The sequence below is a fragment of the Micromonospora sp. CMU55-4 genome, assembly GCF_011602315.1.
In the GTDB taxonomy this organism is placed as follows: Bacteria; Actinomycetota; Actinomycetes; order Mycobacteriales; family Micromonosporaceae; genus Micromonospora; species Micromonospora chalcea.
Genome location: NZ_JAAOLH010000009.1, coordinates 192,948 through 219,366 on the forward strand (window position 1 = coordinate 192,948; position 26,419 = coordinate 219,366).

The following is a 26,419-nucleotide window of genomic DNA, read 5'->3' on the forward strand; positions in this document are numbered from 1 at the left end:
TACCGCTCGCCGCCAGCTCCGCCGACCCGGCCGGGATATGTCCGCCGTCACGTTCGCACCGGACCTCGGCGGACACCGGCCCTCGATGCTCGCGGCCCGCCGTAGCGCCGGGCGTGGCGCGCCGATCGGCCGCGACGGGCCTACGATCGGGCCATGCCGCGGTACGCCCGAACGGAGCGCGAGGCGCTCGCCGACCTGATGCTGGAGCTGGGACCGGACGCGCCGACTGTGAACGAGGGGTGGACCACCCGCGACCTGGCGGCGCACCTGCTGGTGCGGGAGCGCCGGCCGGACGCGGCGGGCGGGATCCTGCTGCCGCCGCTGCGCGGCTACGGCGAGTCGGTCCGCAGGCGGATCGCCGCCGGGCCGTACGCCGACCTGATCGCCCGGGTCCGCCGTCCCCCGGTGTGGAGCCCGGTGAGCAACCCGCTCACCGACGAGATCGCGAACGGGATGGAGTTCTTCATCCACCACGAGGACGTCCGCCGGGCCCGGCCGGGCTGGCAGCCGCGTGACCTACCGGCCGGGCAGCAGGCGGTGCTCTGGAAGCGGGTCGCCCTGCTGGCCCGGATGGCGCTGCGGCGCTTCCCGGCCGAGGTGCTGGTGCAGGCGCCGGGGCACGGCGAGCTGCGGGCCGGTGGCGGCGGCGAGCGGCTGCGGCTGGTCGGCGCGCCGGGGGAACTCGTGCTGTTCCTCACCGGGCGGCAGCGGGTGGCCCGGGTCCAGGTGGACGGTCCGGCCGAGCGCGCCGAGCGTCTGCGTACCGCCGAACTGGGCCTGTGACAGACGTTTCCGCCCGTCCACCCAGGCGATCGTAGAATGTGGACACCCGGCGTTCGATAACGTTCGCCGGCTGCCGTACGCTCCTGCGCACCGGCCCGACCCTGCGGGGCGGCGGACAGGGGACGACGATGCGGGACTTCGCGCTCTCGGCGCTGCACGAGCCGCCCTTTCCCTCCCGGTGTCACCCGGCCGCGGACGAGGTGGCCGCGCAGAGCGTCGCCTGGGTGCGCGGTTTCGGCCTGGTCAAGACCCAGGCCGGCCTGCTGCGGCTGGCCGGCGCCCATGCCTCGGAGCTGGCCGGACGGGCCTGCCCCGAGGCGTCCCCGGCCGGTCTGCGGCTGCTCACCGACCTGATCAACTGGCTGTTCGTGGTGGACGACGCCTGCGACGACGACGGGCTGGGCGCCGCGCCGACGGTGCTCGCGCCCACCCTGGCGGCGCTGCTGGAAGTGCTCGACCGGCACGGTGACCCGGACGCGCCCGCGCCCACCGACGCCGGCCCGATGGGCCTGGCGCTGCACGATCTGTGCCGGCGGGCGCGCGGCCGGGGCCGGCCGGCGCACCTGATGCGGCTGGTGAGCCAGTTGCGGGAGTACCTGCTGGCGCTGCTGTGGGAGGCGGCGAACCGGGAGCGCCGACGCGTGCCCGGGGTCGCCGAGTACGTGCAGATGCGCCGCCACACCGGCGGCGTACGCCCCAGCTTCACGGTGACCGACCTGGCCCGCCCGTCCCTGCCCCGGGCCGACCAGCGGGCGACCCCGGCGCTGACCGCGCTGGACGCCCTCGCCACCGACCTGGTCTGCTGGTGCAACGACGTGTTCTCCTACGGCAAGGAGCGGGGCGTCACCCCGGACGCGCACAACCTGGTGACCACGATCGCGGGCGAGACCGGGCAGGACGAGTCGGCGGCGCTGAACGCGGCGGCGAACCGCTTCAACGCGGCCCTCGCCTCGTACGCGGAGCGGGACGCGGCGTTGAGCGCCGGGGCCGACGAGGGGATGCGGGCGTTCCTGGACACCCGCCGGGACTGGATCCGGGCCACCTACGACTGGTCCCGCGCCGCCAGCCGATATGCCTGATCCGATTCCAGAAGTCGGGACCGGTGGCGACTCGGCCGATCAGGGCTAGCCGCTGGCCGGGTACAGGCAATACCCTTCGGTAACCGCAGACCGGCGTGACCCCCGTCACGTCCCTCCACCCCTGAAGGCGGCTACAGCGATGGCTCTCGATGTACCGTACCGTTCCGTACCCGACATGTTCCTCAAGCGCGTGGCGGACTCCCCCGACCGCCAGGCGTTCGCTCACCCCGCACCCGACGACTCGGGCCCGGTCTGGCTGACGTGGGAGCAGGTCGGGCAGCGCGCGAAGGCGATCGCCGCCGGGTTGCACGGGCTCGGTGTCGGCCTGGAGAACCCGGTGGCGATCCTGGCCAACACCCGGCTGGAGTGGGTGCTGGCCGACTTCGGCATCATGTGCGCCGGTGGGGCCACCACCACCGTCTACCCGACCACCGAGCCCGACGACGCGGTCTACATCATCGCCGACTCCGGCTCGAAGGTGCTGTTCGCGGAGAACCCGGCCCAGGCGGCGAAGATCGCCGGAGCGGACCTGCCCGCGCTGACCCACGTGGTGCTCTTCGACGGCGCGCCCGACCCGGCCGCCGCCGTCCCGCAGCTCACCCTGGCCGAGCTGGAGGAGCGCGGCGCCGCCGCGCTGAGCGCCGAGCCGGACCTGATCGACATGCTCGTGGCCGGCATCGGCCCGGACCACCTGGCGACGCTCATCTACACCTCGGGCACCACCGGCCGCCCGAAGGGCGTGGAGCTGCTGCACGGCGGCTGGTGCTGGGAGGGCGTGGCGCAGGCCGAGCTGGGCCTGCTGCGCACCGACGACCTGCAGTACCTGTGGCTGCCGCTGTCGCACTCGTTCGGCAAGACGCTGCTCTGCGGCGCCACCCACGTCGGCCTGCCCACGTACGTCGACGGCCGGGTGGACAAGCTGGTCGACCTGCTCGGCGTGATCCGGCCGACGCTGATGTGCGGCGCGCCCCGGGTCTTCGAGAAGGTCTACAACAAGGCGGTCACCACCGCGCAGGGCGCGGGCGGCGCGAAGGCCAAGATCTTCGCCTGGGGCGTCGAGGTCGGCAAGGAGAAGGTCGCGCTGGAGCAGGCCGGCAAGCCGGTGCCGGCCGGGCTGCGGATGAAGTACGCGCTGGCCGAGAAGCTGGTGTTCAGCAAGCTGCAGGCCCGGCTCGGCGGCCGGATGCGGGTGCTGGTCTCCGGCGCGGCGCCGCTGAGCAAGGAGATCGCCACCTTCTTCGCCGCCGCCAACCTGCCCATCTCCGAGGGCTACGGCCTGACCGAGACCAGCGCCGGCGCGTTCGTGAACCCGCCCGACGGGCTGAAGATCGGCAGCGTGGGCCGGGCCATGGGTGATCTGGAGTGCCGGATCGACACCGACGGCGAGATCCTGATGCGGGGCAAGCCGGTCATGCGGGGTTACCACAACCTCCCCGAGGAGACCGCCGCCGCGTTCACCGAGGACGGCTTCTTCCGCAGCGGCGACATCGGCACGCTCGACGACGACGGCTACCTGCGCATCACCGACCGCAAGAAGGACCTGGTCAAGACGTCCGGCGGCAAGTACGTCGCGCCGTCGCACATCGAGGGCATGTTCAAGGCGGTCTGCCCGTACACCTCGCAGGCGGTGGTGATCGGGCAGGCGCGCAACTACTGCACCATGCTCGTCACGCTGGACCCGGACGCGATCAAGGGCTGGGCCGCCGGCACCCCGCTGGAGGGCAGCGACTACACCACGATCGTCACCTCGCCGCAGGCGCGGGAGATGGTCGAGGGGTACGTCGCCGAGCTGAACGCCAAGCTCAACCGCTGGGAGACGATCAAGAAGGTGACGATCCTCCCCCGTGACCTCACCATCGAGGACGGCGAGGTCACGCCGTCGCTGAAGATCAAGCGCCGGAGCGTGGAGACGAACTTCTCCTCCGAGATCGACAAGATGTACGAGGGCACGCTCGCCGAGCTGTGACCCGCACCGCCAGCCGGTAGCGCCGGCCGTGCCCCACCGTCCCGGGGCACGGCCGTTCGCGTCGGCGCCGGTCAGAGGTGCTGCTGCCGCCAGCGGCTCTGCTCGGCCTCGGCGGCGATCTGCTCCTCCAGCGCGAGCTGGCGTACCCGGCGCCGGTGACCGTTCTCGCCCCGGGTCTCCCAGGCCACTCCCGCGCCGGTGATCACCGCCAGCACGATCAGCGCGACCAGCTCCGGCACACGGAACACGAATGGGGCGACCGCGGTCAGCGCCCCCACGGTGGTCAGCAGCCGCCAGTGGATCTCGCGCAGCGCCACCCACCAGCACCCGGCGACGCCGAGCAGGTGCAACGCGACCCCGCCGAACAGGATCGCGCCCCAGAAGTCGCCGAGCGGCAGCCCCCAGGCGGGCGTGTGCGGATCGGCGGCCTCGGCCAGCAGGTCCTTGAGGCCGAGCGCGTAGAGGATGATCCCGGCGACTATCGGCAGGTGCAGGAACGTGTACGCGGTGCGGGCCAGCCGCAGCCGTGTGGCGCGGTCCCGGGCCTGGTGCAGGACCTGTTCCATGGCGAACGCCAGCGTGTCGAAGTACGCCCACCACAGCGCCGCCACGACCGTGATGCCGAGCAACGCGGCGATCGCCACCGGGCCGGTGAGCGGCAGCCCGCGCTTCGGGCCGAGCCCCAGCGCGATGATCGACTCGCCGAGTGCGACGAGCACGATGAGCGCGTGCCGTTCCGCCCAGTGCCCGGCCGAGAGCACCACCCACCACTGCTGGCCCAGGACCGTCCCGGCGACGTACTCGACAAGCAGCGCCAGCGTCCAGAGCGCCAGTTGCAGCCCGACCGCGAACCGCTCCTGCGGCAGCCGGCCGGGGAGTGTGCCGGCGACGACAAGCAGCGCCGTGGCCACCGTCGGGGCCAGGAAGCGCATCCGCAGTCCCCGGCGCCGGGCCGGGTCGGCGCGGTCGGCCCAGGCGAAGACGGTGAGCTGGGCGGTCCGGATCACGAAGTAGCACGCGGCGAAGACCAGCGGCCCGGGCAGCCAGCCACCGCTGTTGGCGAACGCGCTGGGCGTGCTGAGCACGAGCAGGAACGTGGCCGCCACGGTGACGACGCCGATCAGCGGCAGCATCCCCTGGTCGGCGCGGAACGCGTTGCCCATCCGGGCGAAGCCGGTCCACGACCACCAGAGCAGCGCCAGCACCAGCAGGAACCGGTAGAGGTTGGCGGGCGTGAGCACCGAGGCGGTGAGCGTGGTGACGCTCAGGAACGCGAAGACGAAGACCAGGTCGTAGAAGAGCTCCAGCCGGGTGGTGCGGGAGCCCGGCGCGCTGCGCCGCACCGCCCACGACCACCGGACCGCGTCCCCGTCTCCCACCCGGGCAGTGTGCGGGCGCGGACCCGCCCGCAGCTGTGGTTCGGGCGGTTCACCACCGGATCGGGCGGGCGGTCAGGCGATGACGCTCGGCTCGCGCCACTGCGGGCGGCTGGTGCGGTCCAGGTCGTAGCGCACCGCGGCGAGCCGGCCCACCGCTTCCACCAGTTCCTCGGCGGGCAGCGTGAAGGGCAACCGCAGGAAGCGCTCGAGCGTCCCGTCCAGGCCGAACCGGGGTCCGGGCGCCAGCCGTACGCCGACCTCCTCGGCGGCCCGGGCCAGCGCGCTGGAGATCGGGCCGTCCAGCTCAGCCCAGAGCGTCACGCCGCCGCGCGGCGGCGTGACCCGCCAGTCGGGCAGCTGCTCCGCGAGCGCCGCGACCAGGGCGTCGCGCTGCGCGGCGAGCTGGGCCCGGCGGGCGGCCACGATGGCCGGCGCCTCGGCGAGCAGGTGCACGGCGACGAGCTGGTCGAGCACCGGGCTGGCCATGTCCACCCCGACCCGGGCCGCGGCGAGCCGCTGCACCTGGGGCGCGGAGGCGCGGACCCAGCCGATCCGCAGGCCGCCCCAGTAGGGCTTGCTCATCCCGCCGATGCTGATCACCCGGGAGTGCCTGTCGAAGACCGCGACCGGCGGCGGCAGCGGGGTGCCGTCCAGCGGCAGGTCGACGAAGGACTCGTCGACGACGAGGTCGGTGCCGGCCGCGTGGGCCGCGCCGACCAGCCGTTCGCGCAGGTCGGCCGCCATCAGGTGGCCGGTCGGGTTGTGGAACTCCGGGATCACGTACGCGAGCTTCGGCCGGGTCTGCCGGATGCTGCCGAGCAGCAGCTCGGCGTCCCAGCCCTCGTCGGACAGGCCGTGCGTGGCGATCCGGGCGCGCCGGGCGGCCAGCGCGGCCAGCGCGTTGGGGTAGGTGGGTGACTCGACGAGCACCGCGCCGCCGGGCGACAGGGCCAGCCGCAGCACCAGGTCCAGCGCGTGCTGGGTGCCGCTGGTGACCATGATCTGCTCCGGGCTGGTGGGCAGCCCGCGCTCGGTGTACCCGCGGGCCACCGCCTCCCGCAGCTCGATGATGCCGGTCGGGTGGTAGCCGGCCCCGCCGAGGTAGCGGGGCAGGTCCTCGGCGGCCGCCCGGGCGGCCGGGACGAGCTGCGGCGGCGCGGACAGCGCGGCCACGCCGAGGTCGATCATGTCGCGGTCGTCCAGCGGCGTCCACAGCCCGGTGCTGGCGACCCGGTGGCCGCCGGGCAGCATGGTCCAGCTCCCGGCGCCCCGGCGGCTGGCCAGGTGGCCGCTCTCCCGCAGTTCCCGGTACGCGGCGGTGACAGTGGTCCGGCTGATCCGCAGCGCCTCGGCCAGTTCCCGCTCGGCCGGCAGGCGTACCCCCAGGGGCAGCCGGCCGTCGGCGAGCAGGCCCCGGACGGCGCCGGCGAGCGCGGCGTAGTCGGGGCTGCGGCGGCGGCCCGGCAGTGCATGCCACTGGCCGAGGAGTCGCGCCAATTGGACGCCGCGCACCTGGCTGGTCATGGCCACACCTCCGGAATTGGACCCCTTACGTCCTGCAATTGGCCCCTAGGGTGGCATGCATGGCACCGCTTGGCAATCTCGGGCACCGTTCGGCGCGACGACTCACCCAGCTCTACGCCGGGCTCGTCCTGTACGGCCTCAGCATGGCGCTGATGATCCGGTCGGAGCTGGGGCTGGACCCGTGGGACGTGTTCCACCAGGGGCTCGCCCGGCAGACCGGTCTCTCCTTCGGCACCGTCACCATCGCCGTCGGCGCTCTCGTGCTGCTGCTCTGGATCCCGCTGCGGCAGCGGCCCGGCCTCGGCACGGTCAGCAACGTCGTGGTCATCGGCCTGGTCGTCGACGCCACCCTGGCCGTGCTGCCGCCCGGTGAGGGCATGCCGGCGCGTGCCGCGATGCTCGTGGCCGGGATCGTCGCCAACGGCGCCGCCACCGGGCTCTACCTCGGCGCCGGGCTCGGCCCCGGGCCCCGCGACGGTCTGATGACCGGATTCGTCGCCCGTCATCCCCGCTTCTCGGTGCGGCTGGTCCGCACGAGCATCGAGGTCACCGTGCTGGCCCTCGGCTGGCTGCTCGGCGGAACCGTCGGCCTCGGCACCGTGGCGTACGCGCTGACCATCGGCCCGCTCGCCCAGTTCTTCATCCCGGTCTTCGCGCTGCCCGCACGGCCGGCGAGCGGCGCTTACGCTACGTGACCGGCGCCGGGCCGACCGCCACGGCCCGAAGCGATCCGCAACGCGCTGAGCTGCGGTGACGAAGAACAGCAAAACCAGGTGTTTCCTCCGCCGTCGCGGCCGGGCATCATTCCTGCATGGGGGAGAACGGATGGCGTTGGAGCGACGCCTGGATCTTCGTCGCGCTTGTCATCGCCAGTGGCGCCGGCCGGCACCGGCGGTCCGCGTCGACACGCCGCCCCGAAGGCGTACGACTGGCCGACGTCCTCTCCACCGCCGACCACCTCAACCAGGCCATCCCCGAGCGGCACGAGGTGGAGGGCGCGGTCCGGCGGCTCGTCGGCGCGGGCCTGGTCAGCGTCGCCGACGGCTGGTTCCGGGTCACACCGGACGGTGAGCGGCTCTGGCGCACCCGCCCCAGCGCCGGGCTCGGCACCACTGTGGACACGGTGCAGGGCGTGCTGACCCGCCGGCACCCGCCCGGTGAGTCCGAGTGGCAGCTCGACGAGGACGACCACGCCGCCGCCGTGCAGGAGTACGTGGTCCGCTCGATCCCGATGCCGCGCCGCTCCCCCGAGGGGCACTCCGGCCGGCAGTGAGCGCGCCTCAGCGCACCGGGTGCCCGGCGCCGCGCAGCGCGTCCTTGACCTCGCCGACGGTCAGCTCACCGAAGTGGAAGACGCTCGCCGCGAGCACCGCGTCCGCCCCCGCGCCGACGGCCGGCGGGAAGTGCGCCACCTCGCCCGCGCCGCCGCTGGCGATCACCGGCACGTCGACCACCTCCCGGACCGCCTGGATCAGCGGCAGGTCGAACCCGGCCTTGGTGCCGTCGGCGTCCATCGAGTTGAGCAGGATCTCCCCCGCGCCCAGCTCGGCGCCGCGCGCCGCCCACTCGACCGCGTCCAGCCCGGTGCCCCGCCGCCCGCCGTGCGTGGTCACCTCGAAACCGCTCGGCGTCGTGCCGTCGGGCGCGCGGCGCACGTCCAGCGAGAGCACCAGCACCTGACTGCCGAACCGGTCGGCGATCTCGGCGATCAGCTCCGGGCGGGCGATGGCGGCGGTGTTCACGCCCACCTTGTCCGCCCCGGCCCGCAGCAGCGTGTCGACGTCGGCGACCTGGCGGACGCCGCCGCCCACGGTGAGCGGGATGAAGACCGACTCGGCGGTGCGCCGCACCACGTCGAGCATGGTGCCGCGGTCGCTGGACGAGGCGGTGACGTCGAGGAAGGTCAGCTCGTCCGCGCCGGCCCGGTCGTACGCCGCCGCCAGCTCCACCGGGTCGCCCGCGTCGCGCAGGTCGAGGAAGTTGACCCCCTTGACCACGCGCCCGGCGTCCACGTCCAGACACGGGATGACCCGTACCGCCACCGTCATGCCCCGAGCCTAGCCAACGCGCGGGCGGTGGTGACCCGCCGGTGAGGCCGGTCACCACCGCCCGTGGTGGTACGGGTTCACGCCGGTCAGAGACGGACCAGCATCTTGCCGAGGTTCTCGCCGCGCAGCAGGCCGAGGAACGCCTCCGGGGCCTGCTCGATGCCGTCGACGATCGTCTCGTCGTACGACAGCCGGCCCTCGCGCAGCCAGCCCGCCACCTCCTGCACGAACTGCTCCCGCAGGTGACCGTGGTCACTGACGAGGAAGCCGCGCAGCGTCAGGCGTTTGCCGATCACCAGCGCCAGGTTGCGCGGCGCGGCGGGCGACTCGGTGGCGTTGTACTGGGCGATCATGCCGCAGATGGCGGCCCGGCCGTGCACGTTCATCGCCCCGATCGCGGCCTCCAGGTGGTCGCCGCCGACGTTGTCGAAGTACACGTCGACGCCGTCCGGCGCGGCCGCCCTGAGCTGCTTGGACACCGGGCCGTCGTGGTAGTCGAACGCGGCGTCGAAGCCGAGCGCGGTGAGCCGTTCCACCTTCGCCGCGGAGCCGGCGCTGCCGATCACCCGGCCGGCGCCGCGCAGCTTCGCGATCTGGCCGACCATGCTGCCCACCGCGCCGGCCGCGCCGGAGACGAAGACGGTCTCCCCCGGCTTCATGGCGGCCACGTCGAGCAGCCCGGCGTACGCGGTCAGCCCGGTCATGCCGAGCACGCCCAGATGGGCGGTCACCGGTGCCAGGTCCGGGTCGATCTTGCGCGCGCCCTTGGCGTCCACCAGCGCGTACTCGCGCCAGCCCAGCCCGTGCAGCACCGTGTCGCCGGGCTTGACGCCGCCGGCCTCGCCGGCCACCACCTCACCGATCGCGCCCCCGTCGAGCGGGGCGTCGAGCGCGAACGGCGGCACGTACGACTTGACGTCGTTCATCCGCCCGCGCATGTACGGGTCGACGGACATGAACCGGTTGCGGACCACCACCTGTCCCGGGCCCGGCGTCGGCACCTCGGTGGTGACCAGCCGGAAGTTCTCCGCGGTCGGCCAGCCCTGCGGCCGGGACGCCAGATGGATCTCCCGGTTCATCCCGCTCATCGGGCCTCGCGGACCGTGCGGGTGACCTCGACGTTGCCCCGGGTCGCGTTGGAGTAGGGGCAGACCTGGTGGGCCGCGTCGACCAGCTGCTCGGCGGCCGCGCGCTCGACCGCGGGCAGGTCCACCACGAGCGTCACGGCGAGGCCGAAGCCGCCGCTGCCGTTCGGGCCGATGCCCACCTCGGCCTCGACCACCGAGCCGGAGACGTCCGCCTTGGCCTTGCGGGCGACCACGCGCAGCGCGGAGTGGAAGCAGGCCGCGTAGCCGGCCGCGAAGAGCTGCTCCGGGTTGGCCGCGCCGCCGGCGCCACCCATCTCCTTCGGTACGGCGAGGTCCAGCTCGACCGTGCCGTCGGAGGTGCGGACGTGACCGTCGCGGCCGTCGCCGGTGGCGCGGGCGGAGGCGGTGTAGAGCACCTGCATGTCACTGCTCCTTCTGTCGGTGGATCGTCTCGGTGACCCGGGTGAGGATGCCGTGGAGGAAGACCAGTTCGGCCTCGGTGAGCCCGGTGGCGGTGGCCACCTGCCGCGGCACGTCACACATCCGCTCCCGCAGGGCCCGGCCCTGGCCGGTGAGGCCCACCTCGACCCGGCGCTCGTCGGCAGCCGAGCGGGTACGCACCACCAGGCCGGCCGCCTCCAGCCGCTTGAGCAGCGGGGAGAGCGTGCCGGAGTCGAGCCGGAGCGCGGCGCCGAGCTCGGAGACCGTGGGGGCGTCGTCGTCACGCTCCCAGAGCACCAGCAGCACCAGGTACTGCGGGTAGGTCAGGCCGTGCTCGTCGAGGATGGGCCGGTAGACGTCGGTCATGGCGCGCGACGCCGCGTAGAGGGCGAAGCACACCTGCCGGCGCAGCACCAGATCATCGGTCACCGCGAAACCGTAACGCACAATTAGGTTGTGCACAACCGATCGGCGTGTGGTCCGGGGCGCGCGAGGCACCCCGGAACGCCTCAGGCGGGGAGGTACGCCTCCAGCTCGACCTCGACCAGCAGGTCCGGGTCGATCAGCCCGGCCACCACCACCATCGTCGCCACCGGGCGTACCGGGCCGAACACCGCGTTGTGCGCCCGGCCCACCTCGTCGGCGAAGATCCGATCCGTCACGTACATCCGGGTCCGCACCACGTCGCCCGGACCGGCGCCCACCTCGGCCAGCGCGTCCAGGCCGATCCGGATCGCCTGCGCGGTCTGCGCCGCCGCGTCGCCGGCGTGCGCCACCCGGCCGTCCACAGTGGAGGTGCAGCCGGCCGTGATCGCCAGCGAACCGGCCCGGACCACCCGCGAGTAGCCGTACAGCGCCTCCCACGGGCCGCCCGAGCCGAGCCGGGTCACCACACCGGCGTCCGCCGGCGGCTCGGGCGGCGCGGCGGTCATGCGTCGGCCCGCAGCGTCGCCAGCGCCTCGGCGACGGTGAACGCGCCCGCGTAGAGCGCCTTCCCGGCGATCACGCCCTCCACGCCCACCGGCTCCAGCGTGGCCAGCGCCCGCAGGTCGTCGAGCGTGGACACGCCGCCGGAGGCGATCACCGGGGCGTCGGTGCGGGCACACACCTCGCGCAGCAGGTCCAGGTTCGGCCCGCGCATGGTGCCGTCCTTGGTGATGTCGGTGACCACGTACCGCGCCGCGCCCGCCGCGTCCAGCCGGGCCAGCACCTCGTACAGGTCACCGCCGTCGCGGGTCCAGCCGCGCGCCGACAGGGTACGGCCGCGCACGTCCAGCCCGATCGCCACCCGGTCGCCGTACTCGCCGCAGATCCGGTCGCACCACTGCGGATCCTCCAGCGCGGCGGTGCCGATGTTCACCCGCGCCGCCCCGGTGGCCAGCGCCGCCCGCAGCGACTCGTCGTCGCGGATGCCACCGGACAGCTCCACCTTCACGTCCAGCTTGCCGACCACCTCGGCCAGCAGCGCGGCGTTGGAGCCCCGCCCGAACGCGGCGTCCAGATCCACCAGATGGATCCACTCCGCGCCGTCGGACTGCCAGGCCAGCGCCGCGTCCAGCGGGTCGCCGTACGCGGTCTCGCTACCGGCGGCGCCCTGCACGAGCCGGACGGCCTGGCCGTCGGCGACGTCCACGGCGGGCAACAGGGTGAGGCTCAACGCTTCTCTCCTCGGGTCCTCAACGACGGTCCAGCGCGATCACCACGATCGCGGGCAGGACCAGCAACAACAACGCGACCAGCACCAGCCGCAGCGCCAGGTCGTCCACCAGGCTCCAGATGCCGACCACCGCCACCGCGGTGAGCACCAGGATCGTCGCCCGCTCCCGGCGGGTGTGCCGGCGCAGCCGGCCGGTACGGCCGCGCCGCAGCGACGGCGTCAGCCGGCGTACCAGGGAACGACGCCGCTCCCGGCGGGCCACCCGGCGGGCGCGGGCGGCGCGCGCACGCTCCTGCTCGGCCTCGCGCTCCGCGCGGCGGCGGGCCCGCTCCTTGCTCACGCGGCCGCCAGCGGGCCGGTCACAGCGTGCCGAGCCAGTTGCGCAGCAGCGCCGCACCGGCGTCGGCCGACTTCTCCGGGTGGAACTGCGCGGCCGACAGCGCGCCCCGCTCCACCGCGGCCACGAAGTCCGTGCCGTGGTGCGCGGTCGTCACCGTGGCGCCCGCCTCGGCCAGCGCCGCCGGGTCCGTCACGCCGTAGGAGTGCACGAAGTAGAACCGGGTGCCCTCCGGCAGCCCGGCGAACAGCGTCGAGCCGGCCGGCGGCCGCACCGTGTTCCAGCCCATGTGCGGCAGCCGCCGCGCGGGCAGCCGGGTCACGCCGCCGGGCAGCAGCCCGAGCCCCTTGGTGACCACGCCGTGCTCCTCGCCGTGCCCGAAGAGGATCTGCATGCCGACGCAGATGCCCAGCACCGGCCGCCCGGCGGCGACCCGCTCGGCGATCACCGGCCCGGCGCCCAGCGCCTCGATCCCGGCCATGCAGGCGGCGAACGCGCCCACGCCCGGCACCACCAGGCCGTCGGCCGACGCGGCGGCGTCCAGGTCGTCGGTGACGGTCACGTCGGCGCCGGCCCGCGCCACCGCGCGCTCGGCCGACCGCAGGTTGCCCGAGCCGTAGTCGAGCACCACCACGCGCCGCGTCATCAGCTCTCCCCCGGCAGCAGCCAGAGCACCCCGGCGACGGTGGCCAGTACGGCCAGCAGCCCGGTGACCACCACGGCGGCGCGCGGCGCGCCCTGCTTGAGCAGCGACCACGTCCCGCCGACCAGCAGCCCGGCCAGGATCAACACAAGAGTGGGCAGCACCTTCATTAGAGAGCGCCCTTCGTGGACGGCACCACACCGGCGTTACGGGGATCGAGCGCGGTGGCCTCGCGCAGCGCGCGGGAGACGGCCTTGAACTGCGCCTCGACCACGTGGTGCGCGTCCGGGTGACCGCCCGGCCGGGCCGCGCGCAGCACGTCCACGTGCAGCGTGATCCGGGCCGACTGGCCGAACGACTCCCAGATGTGCCGGGTCATGCTGGTCGGGTAGACCGGCCCGATGTACGGGGCCAGCGCCGGCTCGTCGTGCACCACGTACGGGCGGCCGGACAGGTCGACGGCGGCGCGGACCAGCACCTCGTCCATCGGGACGGTGGCCGAGCCGTACCGCCGGATGCCGGCCTTGTCGCCCAGCGCCCGGTCGAACGCGGCGCCCAGCGCCAGCGCGGTGTCCTCCATCGTGTGGTGCGCGTCGATCTCCAGGTCGCCGACCGTGTGCACGGTCAGGTCGAAGCCGCCGTGCCGGGCGATCTGGTTGAGCATGTGGTCGTAGAAGCCGACGCCGGTGGAGATGTCGGCCTTGCCGGTGCCGTCGAGGTCGATCTCGACGAGCACCTTGGTCTCGTTGGTGACCCGCTCGATCCGGGCGATCCGGCTCATGAAACGTTCTCCATCGCGGTGAGGAAGGCGTCGGTCTCGGTCGGGGTGCCGGCGGTGACGCGCAGCCAGCCGGGCAGGCCGACGTCGCGCACCAGCACGCCGGCATCGAGCAGGGTACGCCAGGCCACCGCCTGGTCCCCGTCGACGGCGAACAGCACGAAGTTCGCGTCGCTGTCGGCCACCCGGTGGCCCCGGGCGCGCAGCTCGGCGACGATCCGGTCCCGCTGCGCCATGATCGCGGCCACAGTGCCGAGCAGGGCGTCCCGGTGCGCCAGCGCCGCGCGGGCGGCGGCCTGGGTGAGCGCGGACAGGTGGTACGGCAGCCGGACCAGCTGCACCGCGTCCACCACCGCCGGGTCGGCGGCCAGGTAGCCGAGCCGCCCGCCGGCGAAGCCGAACGCCTTGCTCATGGTGCGGGTCACCACCAGCCGCGGGTGGCCGGGCAGCACCGCCAGCGCGCTCACCGTGCCGGGCCGGGCGAACTCGGCGTACGCCTCGTCCACGACCACCATGCCGGGCGCCTCGTCCAGCACGGCGGCGACCACGGCCGGGTCGAGCGCGGTGCCGGTCGGGTTGTTCGGCGAGCAGAGGAACACCACGTCCGGCCGGTGCTCGCGGACCTGGGCCACCGCCTCGTCGGCGGTGAGCCCGAAGTCCGCGCCGCGCCGGGCGGGCACCCACCGGGTGCCGGTGCCGAGCGCCAGCAGCGGGTGCATCGAGTACGCCGGGGTGAAGCCGAGCACGGTGCGCCCGGGACCGCCGAACGCCTGCAGCAGCTGCTGCTGGATCTCGTTGGAGCCGTTCGCCGCCCACACGTGGTCGGCGGTGAGCCCGTGTCCCAGGTAGGCGGCCAGGTCGGCGCGCAGCGCCACCGCGTCCCGGTCCGGGTAGCGGTTGAGGTCACGCAGCTCGGCGGCGAGCGCCTTGCCGATCGCCTCGACCACCGGCTCGGGCACCGGGTAGGAGTTCTCGTTGGTGTTCAGCCGCACCGGCACGTCGAGCTGCGGCGCGCCGTACGGCGTGCGCCCGCGCAGGTCGTCGCGGATCGGCAGGTCGTCGAGCGTGGTCACGACGCCCCGCCCTCGGGGAACCGGACGCTGACCGCCTGGCCGTGCGCGGGCAGGTCCTCCACGGTCGCCAGCGTGACCACGTGCGGGGCCACGTCGCGCAGCGCCTCCTGCGTGTATTCGACCAGGTGGACGCCGCGCAGGAACGACTGCACGGACAGCCCGGAGGAGTGCCGGGCGCAGCCGCCGGTGGGCAGCACGTGGTTGGAGCCCGCGCAGTAGTCGCCGAGCGACACCGGCGACCACGCGCCCACGAACACCGCACCGGCGTTGCGGACCCGCAGCGCCCACTCGCGGGCGTTCTCGGTCTGGATCTCCAGGTGTTCGGCCGCGTACGCGTCGACCACCCGCAGGCCCGCCTCCAGGTCGTCGACGAGGACCACGCCGCTCTGCTCGCCGCGCAGCGCGGTGCCGATCCGCTCGGCGTGCTTGGCCGCCGGCGCCTGCCGGGCAAGCTCCGCGTCGACCGCGTCGGCCAGCGCGGTGGACGGGGTGACCAGCACGCTGGCCGCGAGCGGGTCGTGCTCGGCCTGGCTGATCAGGTCGGCGGCGACGTGCGCCGGGTCGGCGGTGTCGTCGGCCAGGATCGCGATCTCGGTCGGGCCGGCCTCGGCGTCGATGCCGACCACGCCGCGCAGCAGCCGCTTCGCGGCGGTGACCCAGATGTTGCCCGGGCCGGTGATCATGTCGACCGGCTCGCAGCGCTCGTCCCCGGCCGGGTCGGCGTCCGCCCCGTACGCGAGCATGGCGACGGCCTGGGCGCCGCCGACGGCGTACACCTCGTCCACGCCGAGCAGCGCGCAGGCCGCCAGGACCCGGCGGTCCGGCAGGCCGTCGTTGTCCTTCTGCGGCGGGCTCACCACCACCAGCGAGCGCACCCCGGCCGCCTGGGCCGGGACGACGTTCATCACCACCGTCGACGGGTACATGGCCAGGCCGCCGGGGACGTAGAGACCGACCCGGTCGACCGGCACCCACCGCTCGGTGACCGTGCCGCCGGGCACCACGGTCGTGGTGTGGTCGGTGCGGCGCTGGTCGGCGTGCACCTTGCGGGCCCTGGTGATCGACTCCAGCAGCGCGGCGCGGACCTGCGGGTCCAGCTCGTCCTCGGCGGCGCGGATCGTCTCGACCGGCACCCGCAGCCGCTCCGGTGACACACCGTCGAACCGTTCGCTGGCCTCCCGGATCGCCGGGTACCCATGCTCCCGGACCGCCTCGACCAGCGGGCGGATCCGCTCGACCGCCACGGAGACGTCGAGCTGGGCACGGGGCAGCAGGCGGCGCGGGTCACGTGCCCCGCCGCGCAGGTCGATCCGATTCAGCACGCCTGCGAGTCTAGGCCGCCGCCGCGGCGACCGGCCCGGGCCGCCCGCACGCCGGGACGGTGAGCCGGGACACGCGCGGGCGGGCGCGTTGGGGATACGCTCGATCGCGTGAGCGCACGGCTGCCGGTGTTCCCGCTCGGGACCGTCCTCTTCCCCGGGCTGGTCCTTCCGCTGCACATCTTCGAGGAGCGCTACCGGGCGCTGGTACGCCACCTGGTGGCGCTGCCCGAGGGCGCGCCGCGCGAGTTCGGCGTGGTCGCGATCCGGGCCGGCTGGGAGGTGGCGCCGGCCGGGCCGCCGGGGCGCTTCGGGCTGACCGCCGGCGAGGTCACGCTGCACGAGGTGGGCTGCACCGCCGAGCTGCGGCAGGTCACCGAGCTGGCCGACGGCGGGTTCGACATCGTCACCGTGGGGCGGCGCCGGTTCCGCCTCGCCGAGGTCGACCATTCCGCCGAGCCCTACCTGACGGCGGAGGTGGAGTGGTTGCCCGAGCCGGGCGGCCCGGACGAGACGGCCGACCTGCTGGCGGCCCGGGTGATCTCGGTGTTCCGGCAATATCTCGGCCTGATCCGGCCGGACCAGCAGGAGATCTCCGAGCAGTTGCCGGAGGACCCGACGGTGCTCTCGCACCTGGTGGCCGCGACCGCCGCGCTGACCGTGGACGACCGGCAGCGGCTGCTCGCCATCGACGACACCGCCGCCCGCCTGCGGGCCGAGCTGCGCCTGCTCAACCGGGAGACGGCGTTGCTGCGGCAGGTCCGGGCGGTGCCGGTGCCGCTCAGCGAGCTGGCGGGTCTCCCGGCGCCGAACTGAACCCCGGCGCCGGCGGCGGCCACCCGCCGTCGAACTCCGGCTCCGGCCGCAGCGACGGCCACCGCGACCAGCCCGCGAGCAGCGTGTACGTGACTGCGGCGCCGAACGCGGCGAGCAGCAGGTTGCCGTGCGGCAGCGGGAGCGGGCCGAACCAGTCGACGCCGCCGGCGCGCAGGTCGACGGGTTTGGTGAAGGCGGTACCCGGCGGCGCGGTCTCCACCAGCCGCTGGAACGTGGACAGGCCGATCCGGCGGCCGACCTGCCAGGCCACCACCGCCGCGCCGAGACCGCCGAGGGTGACCGCGAGCAGGCCCGCCGGACCACGCCGGCGGCGCAGCACCACCCACAGGGTGATCGCGGCGAGCACGCCGAAGCCGAGGGTCAGGAGGCTGAACCAGCCGTCCGCGGCGATCGGCTGCTCCGGCTGCGTGGTGGCGTAGACCGCGCCGGCCGGCGTCTGCCGTACCGGGGTGGCCGGCGCCGCCCACACCCAGAGCAGCCCGAGCGGCGCACCGAGCGCGGTGAGCAGCGCGGCCACGCCGAGGGTGGTCGCCACCACCCGGCCGGCGGAGCGCCGGGACGCGGGCGACGCACCGGGGAGCTGCGTCACGACGCCCGGATGCCCGGCCAGCGGGTCGGCGCCGGGCGCGGTGACCGGGGTGCCGGCGGGCACCGGCAGTCCGCCGGGCCAGCCGGGTGGTCCGCCGGGCCAGGCAGGCGGCTGCTCGCGCTCGGGCCGCGCCTCGGCGCCGTCGGCACGCTCGCGCGTCCGCTCGGGATCAGGGGTGTCCGGAGTCACCCGTTGATCCTCTCAGGCCGGGGCACGGCGCGGGGCGGTGGTCGCCGCCTCAGCGCGCGAACGGTTCCACCATCACCGCGGCGGCCTTGAGCCAGGCGTTGCGGGTCTCGGCCTGGAGCTGGTGGTACTCGATCGAGGAGCCGGTCTCCAGCGCCGGGTCGTAGGGCACCACCGCCACCGCCCGGGTCCGGGTGGCGAAGTGCCGTTCCAGGTCGTCCTGCAGGGAGGTCCGGCCGGGCGTCGGGCAGGAGATCAACGTGACCGCGTTGTCGGCCAGGTCGCCCATGCCCTCCTCGTGCAGCAGGTCGAGCATCCAGTCCGCGCTGAACGCCGCGTCCTCACGCGGCACGGTGGTCACCACGAGCTGGTCGGCCGCCTGCATCACGGTACGCCAGTTCGGGCTCTCCACGTTGTTGCCGGTGTCCACGCAGACCACCTCGTGGGTGCGGCGCAGCAGCTCCAGCACCCGCTTGACGGTGAACTGGTCGAGCCGCTGGGCGAAGCGCGGGCTCTCCTCGCCGGCCAGCACGTCGTACGAGCCGTCGGAGGCGTGCCGCAGGTAGTCGTCGAGGTGGGACAGCAGCCGGTTGCCCTCGAGGATCTCGATCTGCGCCAGGTCGTGGATCAGGTGCCGGATGGTGCGGGCGTGCCGGGCGCTGCCGGCCCGCAGCCCGAGCGTGCCGCGCAGCTCGTTGTCGTCCCAGGCGAGCACGCCGCGCCCGCGGACGCTGCCCACCGTCGCCGCGGCGAGCACGGTGGCGGTGGTCTTGTGCACCCCGCCCTTGGGGTTGGCGAACGCGAGCACCCGGGGCGTGCCCAGCTCGCGGCGCAGCACGCTGGTGGCGCGTTCCAGCTCGGCGTCCGGCTCGGGGGCACGCCACTGCGCCTGGGCCGGCGCGACTCGCCCGGCGCGGCCGGAGCGGCCCTCCAGCGGGCTGCGCGGCGCGGGCACCACCGGTTCCGGCGCGGGCGGGACGTCCGGCCGGTAGCGGCCCCGGTCGAGCAGGGCGTACCGGGACTCGGCCGGCGGTGGCGCGGGCCGGTAGCCACCGTCGAGAAGGGAGTAGCGCGACTCGGCCGGCGCCTCGGCCCGGCCGCGCGGCTCCGGCAGCGCCGGTTCGGCGCGCCAGGACGGCTCCGGCCGGGGCTCGGCGGCGAAGGACGGGTCCGGCGCGACAGACGGCTCGGCGCGCCAGGACGGCTCGGCCGGATAGGGCTGCCCGGCGCGCCAGGACGGCTCCGGGTCGGTGCGGTACGCCGGCTCGGCCCGGTAGGCCGGTTCACCCTCCTGGCGGGGGTCGGCGCGGAAGGCGGGGTCGACCCGGAACGTGGCCTCGGCCCGGTAACCGGGCTCGGCGCCGTACGACCCGTCGGGGGCGCGGCCGACGGCGGCGGCGCGCCCGGTCCAGCCGGTGCCGGCGGCGCGGCGTGGCAGCGGGTCGGGCGGCGGCGCGTGGTGGTCCTCGACGTGCCGGTCGGCGTCGGCGTGCTCCGCGCCGCGACCGCCGAGCCGGGCCCGGTCGAGCAGCGCCCGCCACCGCGGTGCCGGCTCGCCCTGCCGACCCCAGCCGGTCTCGCTGCCGTCCAAGGATTCGCCCTCCCCCAGCCCATCGATCTCCGCCTGACAGGCTACGAACGAAACCCTATTCGGACCACTCCCCGCGCCGCACATCGCCCGGTGACCCGCCGCACGGTGGGATCGACCGGGTGGCCGCGCCCGCTGATGTCTCAGGAGGTGGGAGCGGGATTGGGTGGCCCGGATCCGGGGACCGGCGCACGGGCGGTCGGTGAAGGTCCGCTCACCGTCCGTGCAGCTTCCGACGAATCGCCCATTCCGCCGCCCTGGGCCGCCGCGCTGTCCGCCGGCGGCCGGGCCACGTCACGCTGCTCCGGCAGCGGCGGGGTGAACACCGTCCGGTCGAGCCGGGTGACCTCCGGCGCCGGGTCCACCACCCGTACGCCCGGGCGCCCGGCGAGCGCGCGCAACGCGTCCGGCGCGGCACGGACCACCGCGGCGTACACGCAGGCGCACCCGGTCCGGTAGGCGTCCGCCTCCCGGGCCGCGACCTCGGCCCCGCTCTCGTACACCCGGCGCAGCTCCGGATCGGCGGTGGCCGCCGGGGCGGCGGCGCGCGACCGGTAGTCGGCGGCCTCCCGGTCCTTGCGCCCGGCGACGTCGGCCATCCCGGCGAGCACGTCGTCCGGCAGCCGCAGCGCCGCGATCCGGACGATCTCGGTCTGCCGGCCGGACAGCGGCACCCGCGCCACCACCGCCGAGACCGGCGCGCCGTCCAGCGCGGCGGCCGCCCGCGCCGGGGTCAGGTAGCCGGCGAACGAGACGAGCGCGTAGGCGTCGGGCGCGTCGAGGGCGGCCAGCTCCTCCCCGGCGGCACGCAGGTACGCCGGGACGCTCGCGCCGGCGGCCACCCCGACCCGGGTCACCTCGCCGACAGTGCGGTCGCTGACCGGACGGTCCCGCCGCTGCGCCACCGCTACCACCAGCACCACCAGCGCGCAGGCCAGCGCCAGCCAGGTCAGCGTGGTGAACCGGGACCGGCGCGGCGGCGCGGTGTCGTCGCTCATGGTCAGTCGCGCAGGATCTCCAGCGCCCGGGCCAGATCCTCCGGGTAGTCGCTGACGAACGTCACCTCGTCGCCGGTGCCCGGGTGCGCGAAGCTCAGCGAACGGGCGTGCAGCCACTGCCGGGACAGCCCGAGCCGGGCCGACAGAGTCGGGTCCGCCCCGTAGGTCAGGTCGCCCACGCAGGGGTGCCGCATGCTGGAGAAGTGCACCCGGATCTGGTGCGTGCGCCCGGTCTCCAGCCGTACGTCGAGCAGGCTGGCGGAGGGGAACGCCTCCAGCGTGTCGTAGTGGGTGATGCTCGGCTTGCCGCCGGAGACCACCGCCCACCGGTAGTCGTGGTGCGGGTGCCTGTCGATCGGCGCGTCGATGGTGCCGCGCAGCGGGTCCGGGTGGCCCTGCACCACGGCGTGGTAGCGCTTCTCCACCTCGCGCTCCTTGAACGCCCGCTTCAGCGCGGTGTACGCGCGCTCGCTCTTGGCCACCGCCATGATCCCGGTGGTGCCGACGTCGAGCCGGTGCACCACGCCCTGCCGCTCCGCCGCGCCGCTGGTGGAGATGCGGTGGCCGATGCCGGCCAGCCCGCCGATCACCGTCGGGCCGGTCCAGCCGGGGCTCGGGTGCGCGGCCACCCCGACCGGCTTGTCCACCACCACGATGTCGTCGTCGGCGTACACCACGGTCAGGCCGGGCACCGCCTGCGGCACCACGGTCGGCGGGGCGGGCGGCGCGGGCAGCGTGACCTCCAGCCACGAGCCGGCCTTGACCTTGTGCGAGTTGGGCCGGGCCACGCCGTCGACGAGCGCGTCGCCGGCGTCGATCAGGCCGGCGGCGGCGGTGCGGGAGAGCCCGAACAGCCGGGACACGGCCTGGTCCAGGCGCATGCCGTCGAGGCCGTCCGGGACGGGCAGGGAGCGGGTGTCGCCGCCGGCGGCGAACGCGGAGGTCACGCGGTCTCCCGCTGCTCGGTCGCGGCGGCGTCGTCGCGCTTCTCGTCGCGCAGCCGGGAGCCGTCGCGTTGCCGGCCGGTCAGCTCCAGGAAGACCGCCAGCACCACGCCGCAGACCAGCGAGCTGTCGGCCAGGTTGAACACCGGCCAGACCTGGCCGTACGGGTCGAAGAGGCTGATCATGTCGACCACGTGGCCGACGAAGTGCCCGGGCGCGCGGAAGATCCGGTCGATCAGGTTGCCCAGCGCGCCGCCCAGCACCAGGCCCAGCGACACCGCCCACGGCAGCGAGCGCAGCCGCAGCGCCATCCACGCGATCCACCCGATCACCACGAACGTGATGATCGGGAAGACCCAGGTGTGGTCCGAGCCGATGCTCCAGGCGGCGCCGCTGTTGCGGGTGAGGCTGAAGTAGACCGCGCCGCCGAGCACCGACACCGGCTCCCGGCCGGTCAGCTCGGCCAGCGCGAGCTGTTTGGTGCCCAGATCCGCCAGCAGCGAGAACAGGGACACGCCGAGCAGCAGGCCGACGGCCCTGCGGCGGGGCGCGCCGGCACCCGACTCGGTGGTGCCGGAACCGGCGGGCGGTGCTGCGGTCATCTGCTCCCCATCGACGCTTGCGACGGCGTGGTCACCGTCTGCCGTACGGCCGCCGGGGAGCGGTGATCAGCGCCGCTCCTCCAGCTGCTTGCAGGTCACGCAGAGGGTGGCCGACGGGAACGCGGCGAGCCGCTCCACCGGGATCGGGTTGCCGCACCGCTCGCACCAGCCGTAGCCGCCCTCGTCGAGGCGCTCCAGCGCGCGCTCGACCTGCGTGATCCGCTCCTTGATGCTGTTGGCGAGAGAGATCTCCTGCTCCCGCTCGAACGTCTTGGTGCCGGTGTCGGCCTGGTCGTCCCCGGCCGAGTCGGTCAGCCGGTCGCGCTGCAGCTCGGTGATCTCGCTCAGCGTCTGATCGTACTCGGCGTTCAGCTCGTCCCGCCGCGCCGCCAGGGCGGCCCGGATCTTCTCGGTCTCCGCCGCGCTGCGGGTGGCCTTCGGCGCGGGCTTGCGGCCGGCGGTCCTGGTGTCGGCTGGCTTCGCCATCGTCAGCTCCCTCAGCCGCGTGGCGCGGCGGTCAGCGGTACGTGGGCGGGGACGCCGTCGTCGGCGTCTCCGCGTACGGAAGGGTGCACGGCGAGCGGGCCCGCCGTGCACTCCGGAGGTTGGCAAGAATACGGAACGTACAGGCGTCCGACAACGTGCCGCACCGTCGTCCCACGTATCCGCCCCGGACTGCCATCAATCGGGGCAAAAGGAACGGTAGCAGATCAGCGGGCCGTCTCCTCGCCGTACTCCCCGAACCATCGCGCCAGCCGGCCCCGGCGGCTCACCGCCCGCAGCCGCCGCTCGGTCTCGTCCCGTACGCCGGCGGTGGCGACGATGAGCAGGCTGTCCCCGACCTTGAGCCGGGTGTCCGCGCCGGGCACGAACCCGACGCCGTCGCGCAGCACCAGCGTGACCGCGGCGCCCACCGGCAGCCGCAGCTCGTCCACGTGCACCCCGGCCAGCCGGGACCCGTCCGGCACCTCCAGCTGGAGCAGGTCGGCGCGCATCCGCTCCAGCGGGGCGGTCTCCAGCATGATCTCGTTCGGCTCGGCCGGCGCGATCACGCCCAGCCGGCGGGCCGCCGACGCCAGCGTTCCGGCCTGGAGCAACGTGAAGATCACCACCAGCACGAAGACCGCGTCGAAGAGGCGGTCCGCCCCCGGCACGTGCAGCGACAGCGGGATGGTGGCGAGCACGACCGGCACCGCGCCGCGCAGACCGGCCCAGGACAGGAAGAGCTGCTCGCGCAGGTTGACCCGGAACGCCAGCGCGGACACCGCCACCGACAACGGCCGGGCGAGCAGCAGCAGGGCCAGCCCGGTGATCACGGCGGGCAGCACCGCGGTCTCCAGCCGGCTCGGCGAGACCAGCAGGCCGAGCAGCACGAACAGGCCGATCTGGGCCAGCCAGGCCAGCCCGTCGGCGAAGCCGAGGATGGCCTGCCGGTGCGGCAGGCGGGAGTTGCCGAGCAGCACGCCCGCCACGTACACGGCGAGGAAGCCGGAGGCGTGCACCACCGAGCCGGCCGCGTACGCCAGCACGGTGAACCCGACCACCGCGATCGGGTACAGGCCGGCCGACGGGAGCGCGGCCCGGCGCAGCGCGTACCGCCCGGCCAGCCCGGCGCCCACCCCGACCGCCGCGCCGACGCCCAGCTCGTAGCCGAGCAGCAGCGCCTCGTACCACCACGGGTGGGCCGCCTCCGCTCCGGCGCGGGAGAGCAGCAGCACCACGAGCACGACGGGCGCGTCGTTCACCCCGGACTCGGCCTCCAGCGCGGCCACCAGCCGGGGTGGCAGGCGCAACCGGCGCAGCGTGGCGAACACCGCCGCCGCGTCGGTCGAGGAGAGCACCGCGCCGTAGAGCAGCGCCAGCCGCCAGTCCAGGTCGAGCAGCAGGTGCACCACCACGCCGACGACCACGATGCTGACCACCACGCCGACGGTGGACAGCGTGGCCGCCAGCCCGAGCACCGGCCGCAGCGTGCTCCACCGGGCGGTCAGGCCGCCCTCCGCGATGATCACGATGAGCGCGCAGAAGCCGAGCACCCGGGTCAGCTCGACGTCGTCGAAGCGGATGCCCAGCCCGGCCTCGCCGAGCAGCACCCCGAGCGCCAGGTAGACCAGCAGGCTCGGCACGCCGAGCCGGGTGGAGAAGCGCACCGCGCCCACCGCCACCAGCAGCACGGCGGCGCCCACCAGCAACGCGACGTCCAGCCCGGGGGTCATCGCCGACCGGCCCGGGCGGATCTCACGGCGTGCTGCCGTCGCGCAGTCGCCGCAGCACCTCGGGCAGTTCGGCGTGCGGGCGTTCCACCAGGAAGAGCTTGTCCCGGCTGGCCGCGCCGGAGCGCAGCGACACGGTCGCCGGCCGGACGCCGAGCGCCTCGGCGAGCGCCCTCCGGGCCGCCTCGGTCGCGCGGCCGTCCACCGCCGGCGCGTGCACCGCGACGACGAGCGCGGGACCCAGCGGCCCGTCGTACCGGCCGCCGACCCGGGTCCGGGCCGCGCCGGGCTTCACCCGCACCGCGACGGTGAGCGTGTCGTCCGCGATCGTCATGGTCAGCGGGGCCGGGCCTCGGCCAGCAGGGTGGTGGCGGCGGCGCACTGCGCGCACGGGGTGAAGCCCAGGCCGACCGCCTCGGCGACCGGAACGGGCTCGTCCTCCCGGCCCACCAGATGCGGGCAGCCGGGCAGGTGGAAGCGGGGGTGGCCGTCGACCACCAGGACCTCGCCGGGCAGCCGCACCAGCCGGGCCACCTGCCCGGCGGAGAGGTACTCGGCCGGCGGGTCGCCGTCGAACGCATCGCCCGGCGCGGGCGAGGTGGGCCGCGTGGCGTCCGAGGCGCGCTGGCCGGGCGGTGAGTAGGGCGTCGGTTCCGCGTCGGTCACCGGCTCGGCGGCGACGCGTTCGTACGACTCGGCGGTCGCCGGCTCGTAAGTCGCGGTGTACGGATCGGCGTCGAACGGATCGGCCGGTGGTGAGTACGCGGCAGGCGGCGGGGTGTCGTCCGGTTCGGTCACCGGCGACCCGGGCGGTTGCCGCCACCCGGATCCGCCGGCGTCGACCGCGGACGTGTGGTGCGGGACCGGGCTCACCGGGTCGTCCGGAGACGGGACGGTGTGCGCGGTCCGGGTACGCGGCCCGGTCGCCCGGCCGGCCGTGGCCCGCGCCGCGGCCGCCTGGCGGGCGAACGCGACGAAGACGACGGCGGACAGGACGCTGGCCGCGATCGAGACGATGAGCAGGATGCTGGATCCGCCGGCGAGCCCGGCGACCAGCAGCACGACCGCGACGACGATGAGCAGGATGCTGGCGGCTACCACGGCTCACCCCCGGCCGCGTCGTGTCGGTCTGGGCGGTCGGTGGCCGTCACGGGGACGGCCACCGACGCGGGATCAGCGGCCGGACTCGAGCGAGCCGGCGCCGCGGCCACCGCCGTAGGAGCCGGCGAGGCCGGCCGCGGCGAGACCGTTGCTGCCGGCGGCACGGGTGCCCTCGGCGCGGTTCATCTCCACCTCGAGGCCCTGGCCGCGACCGTCGAGGTCACGCAGCTGGCTCTCCAGGTACGCCTTGAGCCGGGTGCGGTACTCGCGCTCGAACTGCTTGAGCTCCTCGATGTGCTTCTGCAGCGCGGTGCGCTTGGCGTCCAGGCCGCCCATGGCCTCCTGGTGCCGCTGGCGGGCGTCCCGCTCCAGGGCGTCGGCCTTGGCGCGCGCCTCCCGGGTGACCTCCTCGGCCTTCGAACGGGCCTCGGAGAGCAGCTGGTCGGCCTCGCGACGGGCGTCGGAGACGTGGTCGTCGGCGGTGCGCTGGGCCATCATGAGCACCCGCAGCGCCTGCTGCTCGCCGTCCCCGGTCACCCCGGCCGGGCCGCCCTGCGTGCGCACCTGCTCCAGCTCGGCCTGCATCGCGCGGGCCGCCTGCTCGGCGGCCGCCTTGTCGCGCTGCACCCGGTCGAGCTGGGCCTTGACGTCGTTGAGCTCCGCCGCGAGGCGGGCGTCACCGCCGGGGCCGGCGGGAGCGCCACCCCGACCGCCGCGCTCCACCTGGGCGCGCAGCTCGTTGTTCTCCTCGATCAGACGGGCCAGCTCGCGCTCGACCTCGTCCAGGAAGGCGTCGACCTCCTCCTCGTCATACCCCCGCTTGCCGATCGGCGGCTTTTTGAAGGCGACGTTGTGAACGTCGGCCGGGGTCAGCGGCATCGAAACTCCTCGGGTCAGTTGCGGCCGCGAAAGCGCTCTGGTCAGGCAAACGCGAAGATCAGGCGCCTAAACACGAACTCCATCAGCACGAACAGGATAACCAGGAGCACAAGGGAGGCCAGGTCGATGCTCACGGTACCAATTCGCAGTGGCGGGATCACACGCCTCAACGCTCGCAGGGGCGGATCAGTGACGCTCCACACGACTTCCAGTCCCGCCGACGCTCCCCGGCCCGGTTGCCAGCGGCGACCATAGGCCAGCACCGCCCCCATAACAAATCGCGCCAAAAGGACAATTAGGAAGATGTACAGCAGCAGGTAGAGCACCTGGAACAGGATCGACAACACGGCAGGCGACGTCCCTCGGT

General features: G+C 74.6%; 31 protein-coding genes. 6 read left to right on the forward strand and 25 right to left on the reverse strand.

Going from position 1 to position 26,419, the window contains the following annotated elements; genetic code table 11:
- The first annotated feature begins 153 nt into the window (after window positions 1–153).
- From HA073_RS17865 to HA073_RS17875, 3 genes are all read left to right on the forward strand, one after another.
- A complete protein-coding gene (locus tag HA073_RS17865; RefSeq protein WP_030500278.1) occupies window positions 154–783 on the forward strand; it encodes a TIGR03085 family metal-binding protein in 630 nt (209 codons plus the stop codon).
- Window positions 784–911: 128 nt separating this feature from the next.
- The gene (locus HA073_RS17870; RefSeq protein ID WP_043331108.1) at window positions 912–1,862 is read left to right on the forward strand and encodes a terpene synthase; all 951 of its coding nucleotides are present in this window, start codon (window positions 912–914) and stop codon (window positions 1,860–1,862) included.
- 139 nt (window positions 1,863–2,001) lie between these two features.
- Complete coding sequence (locus HA073_RS17875; protein ID WP_043329509.1) at window positions 2,002–3,828, forward strand: long-chain fatty acid--CoA ligase; 1,827 nt, start codon at window positions 2,002–2,004, stop codon at window positions 3,826–3,828.
- Between the two features lie 71 nt (window positions 3,829–3,899).
- On the opposite strand, the gene HA073_RS17880 is transcribed toward HA073_RS17875, so the two are convergent.
- The gene (locus tag HA073_RS17880) at window positions 3,900–5,207 is read right to left on the reverse strand and encodes a low temperature requirement protein A (protein WP_309228039.1); all 1,308 of its coding nucleotides are present in this window, start codon (window positions 5,205–5,207) and stop codon (window positions 3,900–3,902) included.
- Between the two features lie 72 nt (window positions 5,208–5,279).
- Window positions 5,280–6,731, reverse strand: a complete 1,452-nt coding sequence (locus tag HA073_RS17885) for a PLP-dependent aminotransferase family protein (RefSeq protein WP_064445245.1) — start codon at window positions 6,729–6,731, stop codon at window positions 5,280–5,282.
- A 59-nt stretch (window positions 6,732–6,790) separates the two neighbouring features.
- Between HA073_RS17885 and HA073_RS17890 the strand changes: the two genes are divergently transcribed.
- Together HA073_RS17890 and HA073_RS17895 are read left to right on the forward strand one after the other, a co-directional pair.
- The gene (locus HA073_RS17890) at window positions 6,791–7,426 is read left to right on the forward strand and encodes a YitT family protein (RefSeq protein ID WP_043329506.1); all 636 of its coding nucleotides are present in this window, start codon (window positions 6,791–6,793) and stop codon (window positions 7,424–7,426) included.
- 116 nt (window positions 7,427–7,542) lie between these two features.
- Window positions 7,543–8,004 (forward strand): hypothetical protein, encoded by a 462-nt coding sequence (locus HA073_RS17895; RefSeq protein WP_043329504.1) that lies wholly within the window; start codon window positions 7,543–7,545, stop codon window positions 8,002–8,004.
- A 7-nt stretch (window positions 8,005–8,011) separates the two neighbouring features.
- Here the strand turns inward: HA073_RS17895 and hisF are convergent, their stop codons facing one another.
- The 12 genes from hisF to hisD all read right to left on the reverse strand — a co-directional run bounded on the left by hisF (window position 8,012) and on the right by hisD (window position 16,118).
- Window positions 8,012–8,779 carry an imidazole glycerol phosphate synthase subunit HisF gene (hisF, locus tag HA073_RS17900; protein WP_043329502.1) on the reverse strand — a complete coding sequence of 256 codons (768 nt, stop codon included), beginning with the start codon at window positions 8,777–8,779 and terminating at the stop codon, window positions 8,012–8,014.
- Between the two features lie 86 nt (window positions 8,780–8,865).
- A complete protein-coding gene (locus HA073_RS17905) occupies window positions 8,866–9,867 on the reverse strand; it encodes an NADP-dependent oxidoreductase (protein WP_166456897.1) in 1,002 nt (333 codons plus the stop codon).
- On the reverse strand, window positions 9,864–10,289 hold the full coding sequence (locus HA073_RS17910; RefSeq protein WP_064445243.1) for an organic hydroperoxide resistance protein: 426 nt from the start codon (window positions 10,287–10,289) through the stop codon (window positions 9,864–9,866). The genes HA073_RS17905 and HA073_RS17910 overlap by 4 nt, the downstream gene beginning before the upstream one ends.
- A gap of 1 nt (window position 10,290) precedes the next feature.
- Complete coding sequence (locus HA073_RS17915) at window positions 10,291–10,737, reverse strand: MarR family winged helix-turn-helix transcriptional regulator (protein ID WP_043331106.1); 447 nt, start codon at window positions 10,735–10,737, stop codon at window positions 10,291–10,293.
- Between the two features lie 80 nt (window positions 10,738–10,817).
- Complete coding sequence (locus HA073_RS17920; RefSeq protein ID WP_043329499.1) at window positions 10,818–11,240, reverse strand: RidA family protein; 423 nt, start codon at window positions 11,238–11,240, stop codon at window positions 10,818–10,820.
- Window positions 11,237–11,965 (reverse strand): bifunctional 1-(5-phosphoribosyl)-5-((5-phosphoribosylamino)methylideneamino)imidazole-4-carboxamide isomerase/phosphoribosylanthranilate isomerase PriA, encoded by a 729-nt coding sequence (gene priA / locus HA073_RS17925; RefSeq protein WP_069089036.1) that lies wholly within the window; start codon window positions 11,963–11,965, stop codon window positions 11,237–11,239. Before priA ends, HA073_RS17920 begins: the two co-directional genes overlap by 4 nt.
- A gap of 19 nt (window positions 11,966–11,984) precedes the next feature.
- On the reverse strand, window positions 11,985–12,305 hold the full coding sequence (locus HA073_RS17930) for a hypothetical protein (protein WP_069089035.1): 321 nt from the start codon (window positions 12,303–12,305) through the stop codon (window positions 11,985–11,987).
- A gap of 19 nt (window positions 12,306–12,324) precedes the next feature.
- On the reverse strand, window positions 12,325–12,948 hold the full coding sequence (gene hisH / locus HA073_RS17935; RefSeq protein WP_043329494.1) for an imidazole glycerol phosphate synthase subunit HisH: 624 nt from the start codon (window positions 12,946–12,948) through the stop codon (window positions 12,325–12,327).
- Window positions 12,948–13,109 (reverse strand): hypothetical protein, encoded by a 162-nt coding sequence (locus tag HA073_RS17940; RefSeq protein ID WP_166456842.1) that lies wholly within the window; start codon window positions 13,107–13,109, stop codon window positions 12,948–12,950. Before HA073_RS17940 ends, hisH begins: the two co-directional genes overlap by 1 nt.
- A 5-nt stretch (window positions 13,110–13,114) precedes the next feature.
- Window positions 13,115–13,726, reverse strand: a complete 612-nt coding sequence (gene hisB, locus HA073_RS17945) for an imidazoleglycerol-phosphate dehydratase HisB (protein ID WP_018785239.1) — start codon at window positions 13,724–13,726, stop codon at window positions 13,115–13,117.
- Window positions 13,723–14,796, reverse strand: coding sequence for a histidinol-phosphate transaminase (locus HA073_RS17950; RefSeq protein ID WP_166456898.1), 1,074 nt, complete (start codon window positions 14,794–14,796; stop codon window positions 13,723–13,725). Before HA073_RS17950 ends, hisB begins: the two co-directional genes overlap by 4 nt.
- A complete protein-coding gene (hisD, locus tag HA073_RS17955; protein WP_166456899.1) occupies window positions 14,793–16,118 on the reverse strand; it encodes a histidinol dehydrogenase in 1,326 nt (441 codons plus the stop codon). The genes HA073_RS17950 and hisD overlap by 4 nt, the downstream gene beginning before the upstream one ends.
- A gap of 108 nt (window positions 16,119–16,226) precedes the next feature.
- Here hisD and HA073_RS17960 point away from each other — a divergent pair, with 108 nt between their 5' ends.
- Window positions 16,227–16,931 (forward strand): LON peptidase substrate-binding domain-containing protein, encoded by a 705-nt coding sequence (locus tag HA073_RS17960; protein ID WP_043329490.1) that lies wholly within the window; start codon window positions 16,227–16,229, stop codon window positions 16,929–16,931.
- Here the strand turns inward: HA073_RS17960 and HA073_RS17965 are convergent.
- The 11 genes from HA073_RS17965 to HA073_RS18015 all read right to left on the reverse strand — a co-directional run bounded on the left by HA073_RS17965 (window position 16,897) and on the right by HA073_RS18015 (window position 26,399).
- Window positions 16,897–17,730, reverse strand: coding sequence for a DUF2567 domain-containing protein (locus tag HA073_RS17965; RefSeq protein WP_069089032.1), 834 nt, complete (start codon window positions 17,728–17,730; stop codon window positions 16,897–16,899). The two genes, HA073_RS17960 and HA073_RS17965, sit on opposite strands and share 35 nt — an antisense overlap.
- Window positions 17,731–17,779: 49 nt before the next feature.
- A complete protein-coding gene (locus tag HA073_RS17970) occupies window positions 17,780–19,318 on the reverse strand; it encodes a hypothetical protein (protein WP_064445237.1) in 1,539 nt (512 codons plus the stop codon).
- A gap of 140 nt (window positions 19,319–19,458) precedes the next feature.
- Window positions 19,459–20,313 (reverse strand): hypothetical protein, encoded by an 855-nt coding sequence (locus tag HA073_RS17975; RefSeq protein ID WP_166456900.1) that lies wholly within the window; start codon window positions 20,311–20,313, stop codon window positions 19,459–19,461.
- 2 nt (window positions 20,314–20,315) lie between these two features.
- Complete coding sequence (locus tag HA073_RS17980) at window positions 20,316–21,260, reverse strand: RluA family pseudouridine synthase (RefSeq protein ID WP_064445235.1); 945 nt, start codon at window positions 21,258–21,260, stop codon at window positions 20,316–20,318.
- Window positions 21,257–21,859 (reverse strand): signal peptidase II, encoded by a 603-nt coding sequence (lspA, locus tag HA073_RS17985; RefSeq protein WP_064445234.1) that lies wholly within the window; start codon window positions 21,857–21,859, stop codon window positions 21,257–21,259. Before lspA ends, HA073_RS17980 begins: the two co-directional genes overlap by 4 nt.
- Before the next feature lie 66 nt (window positions 21,860–21,925).
- A complete protein-coding gene (locus HA073_RS17990; protein WP_030500254.1) occupies window positions 21,926–22,345 on the reverse strand; it encodes a TraR/DksA C4-type zinc finger protein in 420 nt (139 codons plus the stop codon).
- 224 nt (window positions 22,346–22,569) lie between these two features.
- Window positions 22,570–24,075, reverse strand: coding sequence for a potassium/proton antiporter (locus tag HA073_RS17995; protein WP_166456901.1), 1,506 nt, complete (start codon window positions 24,073–24,075; stop codon window positions 22,570–22,572).
- A 22-nt stretch (window positions 24,076–24,097) separates the two neighbouring features.
- A complete protein-coding gene (locus HA073_RS18000; RefSeq protein ID WP_064445232.1) occupies window positions 24,098–24,406 on the reverse strand; it encodes a DUF167 domain-containing protein in 309 nt (102 codons plus the stop codon).
- 2 nt (window positions 24,407–24,408) lie between these two features.
- Window positions 24,409–24,945 carry a hypothetical protein gene (locus HA073_RS18005; protein ID WP_375336238.1) on the reverse strand — a complete coding sequence of 179 codons (537 nt, stop codon included), beginning with the start codon at window positions 24,943–24,945 and terminating at the stop codon, window positions 24,409–24,411.
- A 300-nt stretch (window positions 24,946–25,245) separates the two neighbouring features.
- A complete protein-coding gene (locus HA073_RS18010; RefSeq protein ID WP_043329484.1) occupies window positions 25,246–26,052 on the reverse strand; it encodes a DivIVA domain-containing protein in 807 nt (268 codons plus the stop codon).
- Window positions 26,053–26,093: 41 nt separating this feature from the next.
- Window positions 26,094–26,399 carry a YggT family protein gene (locus tag HA073_RS18015; RefSeq protein WP_030500249.1) on the reverse strand — a complete coding sequence of 102 codons (306 nt, stop codon included), beginning with the start codon at window positions 26,397–26,399 and terminating at the stop codon, window positions 26,094–26,096.
- Window positions 26,400–26,419 lie beyond the last annotated feature (20 nt).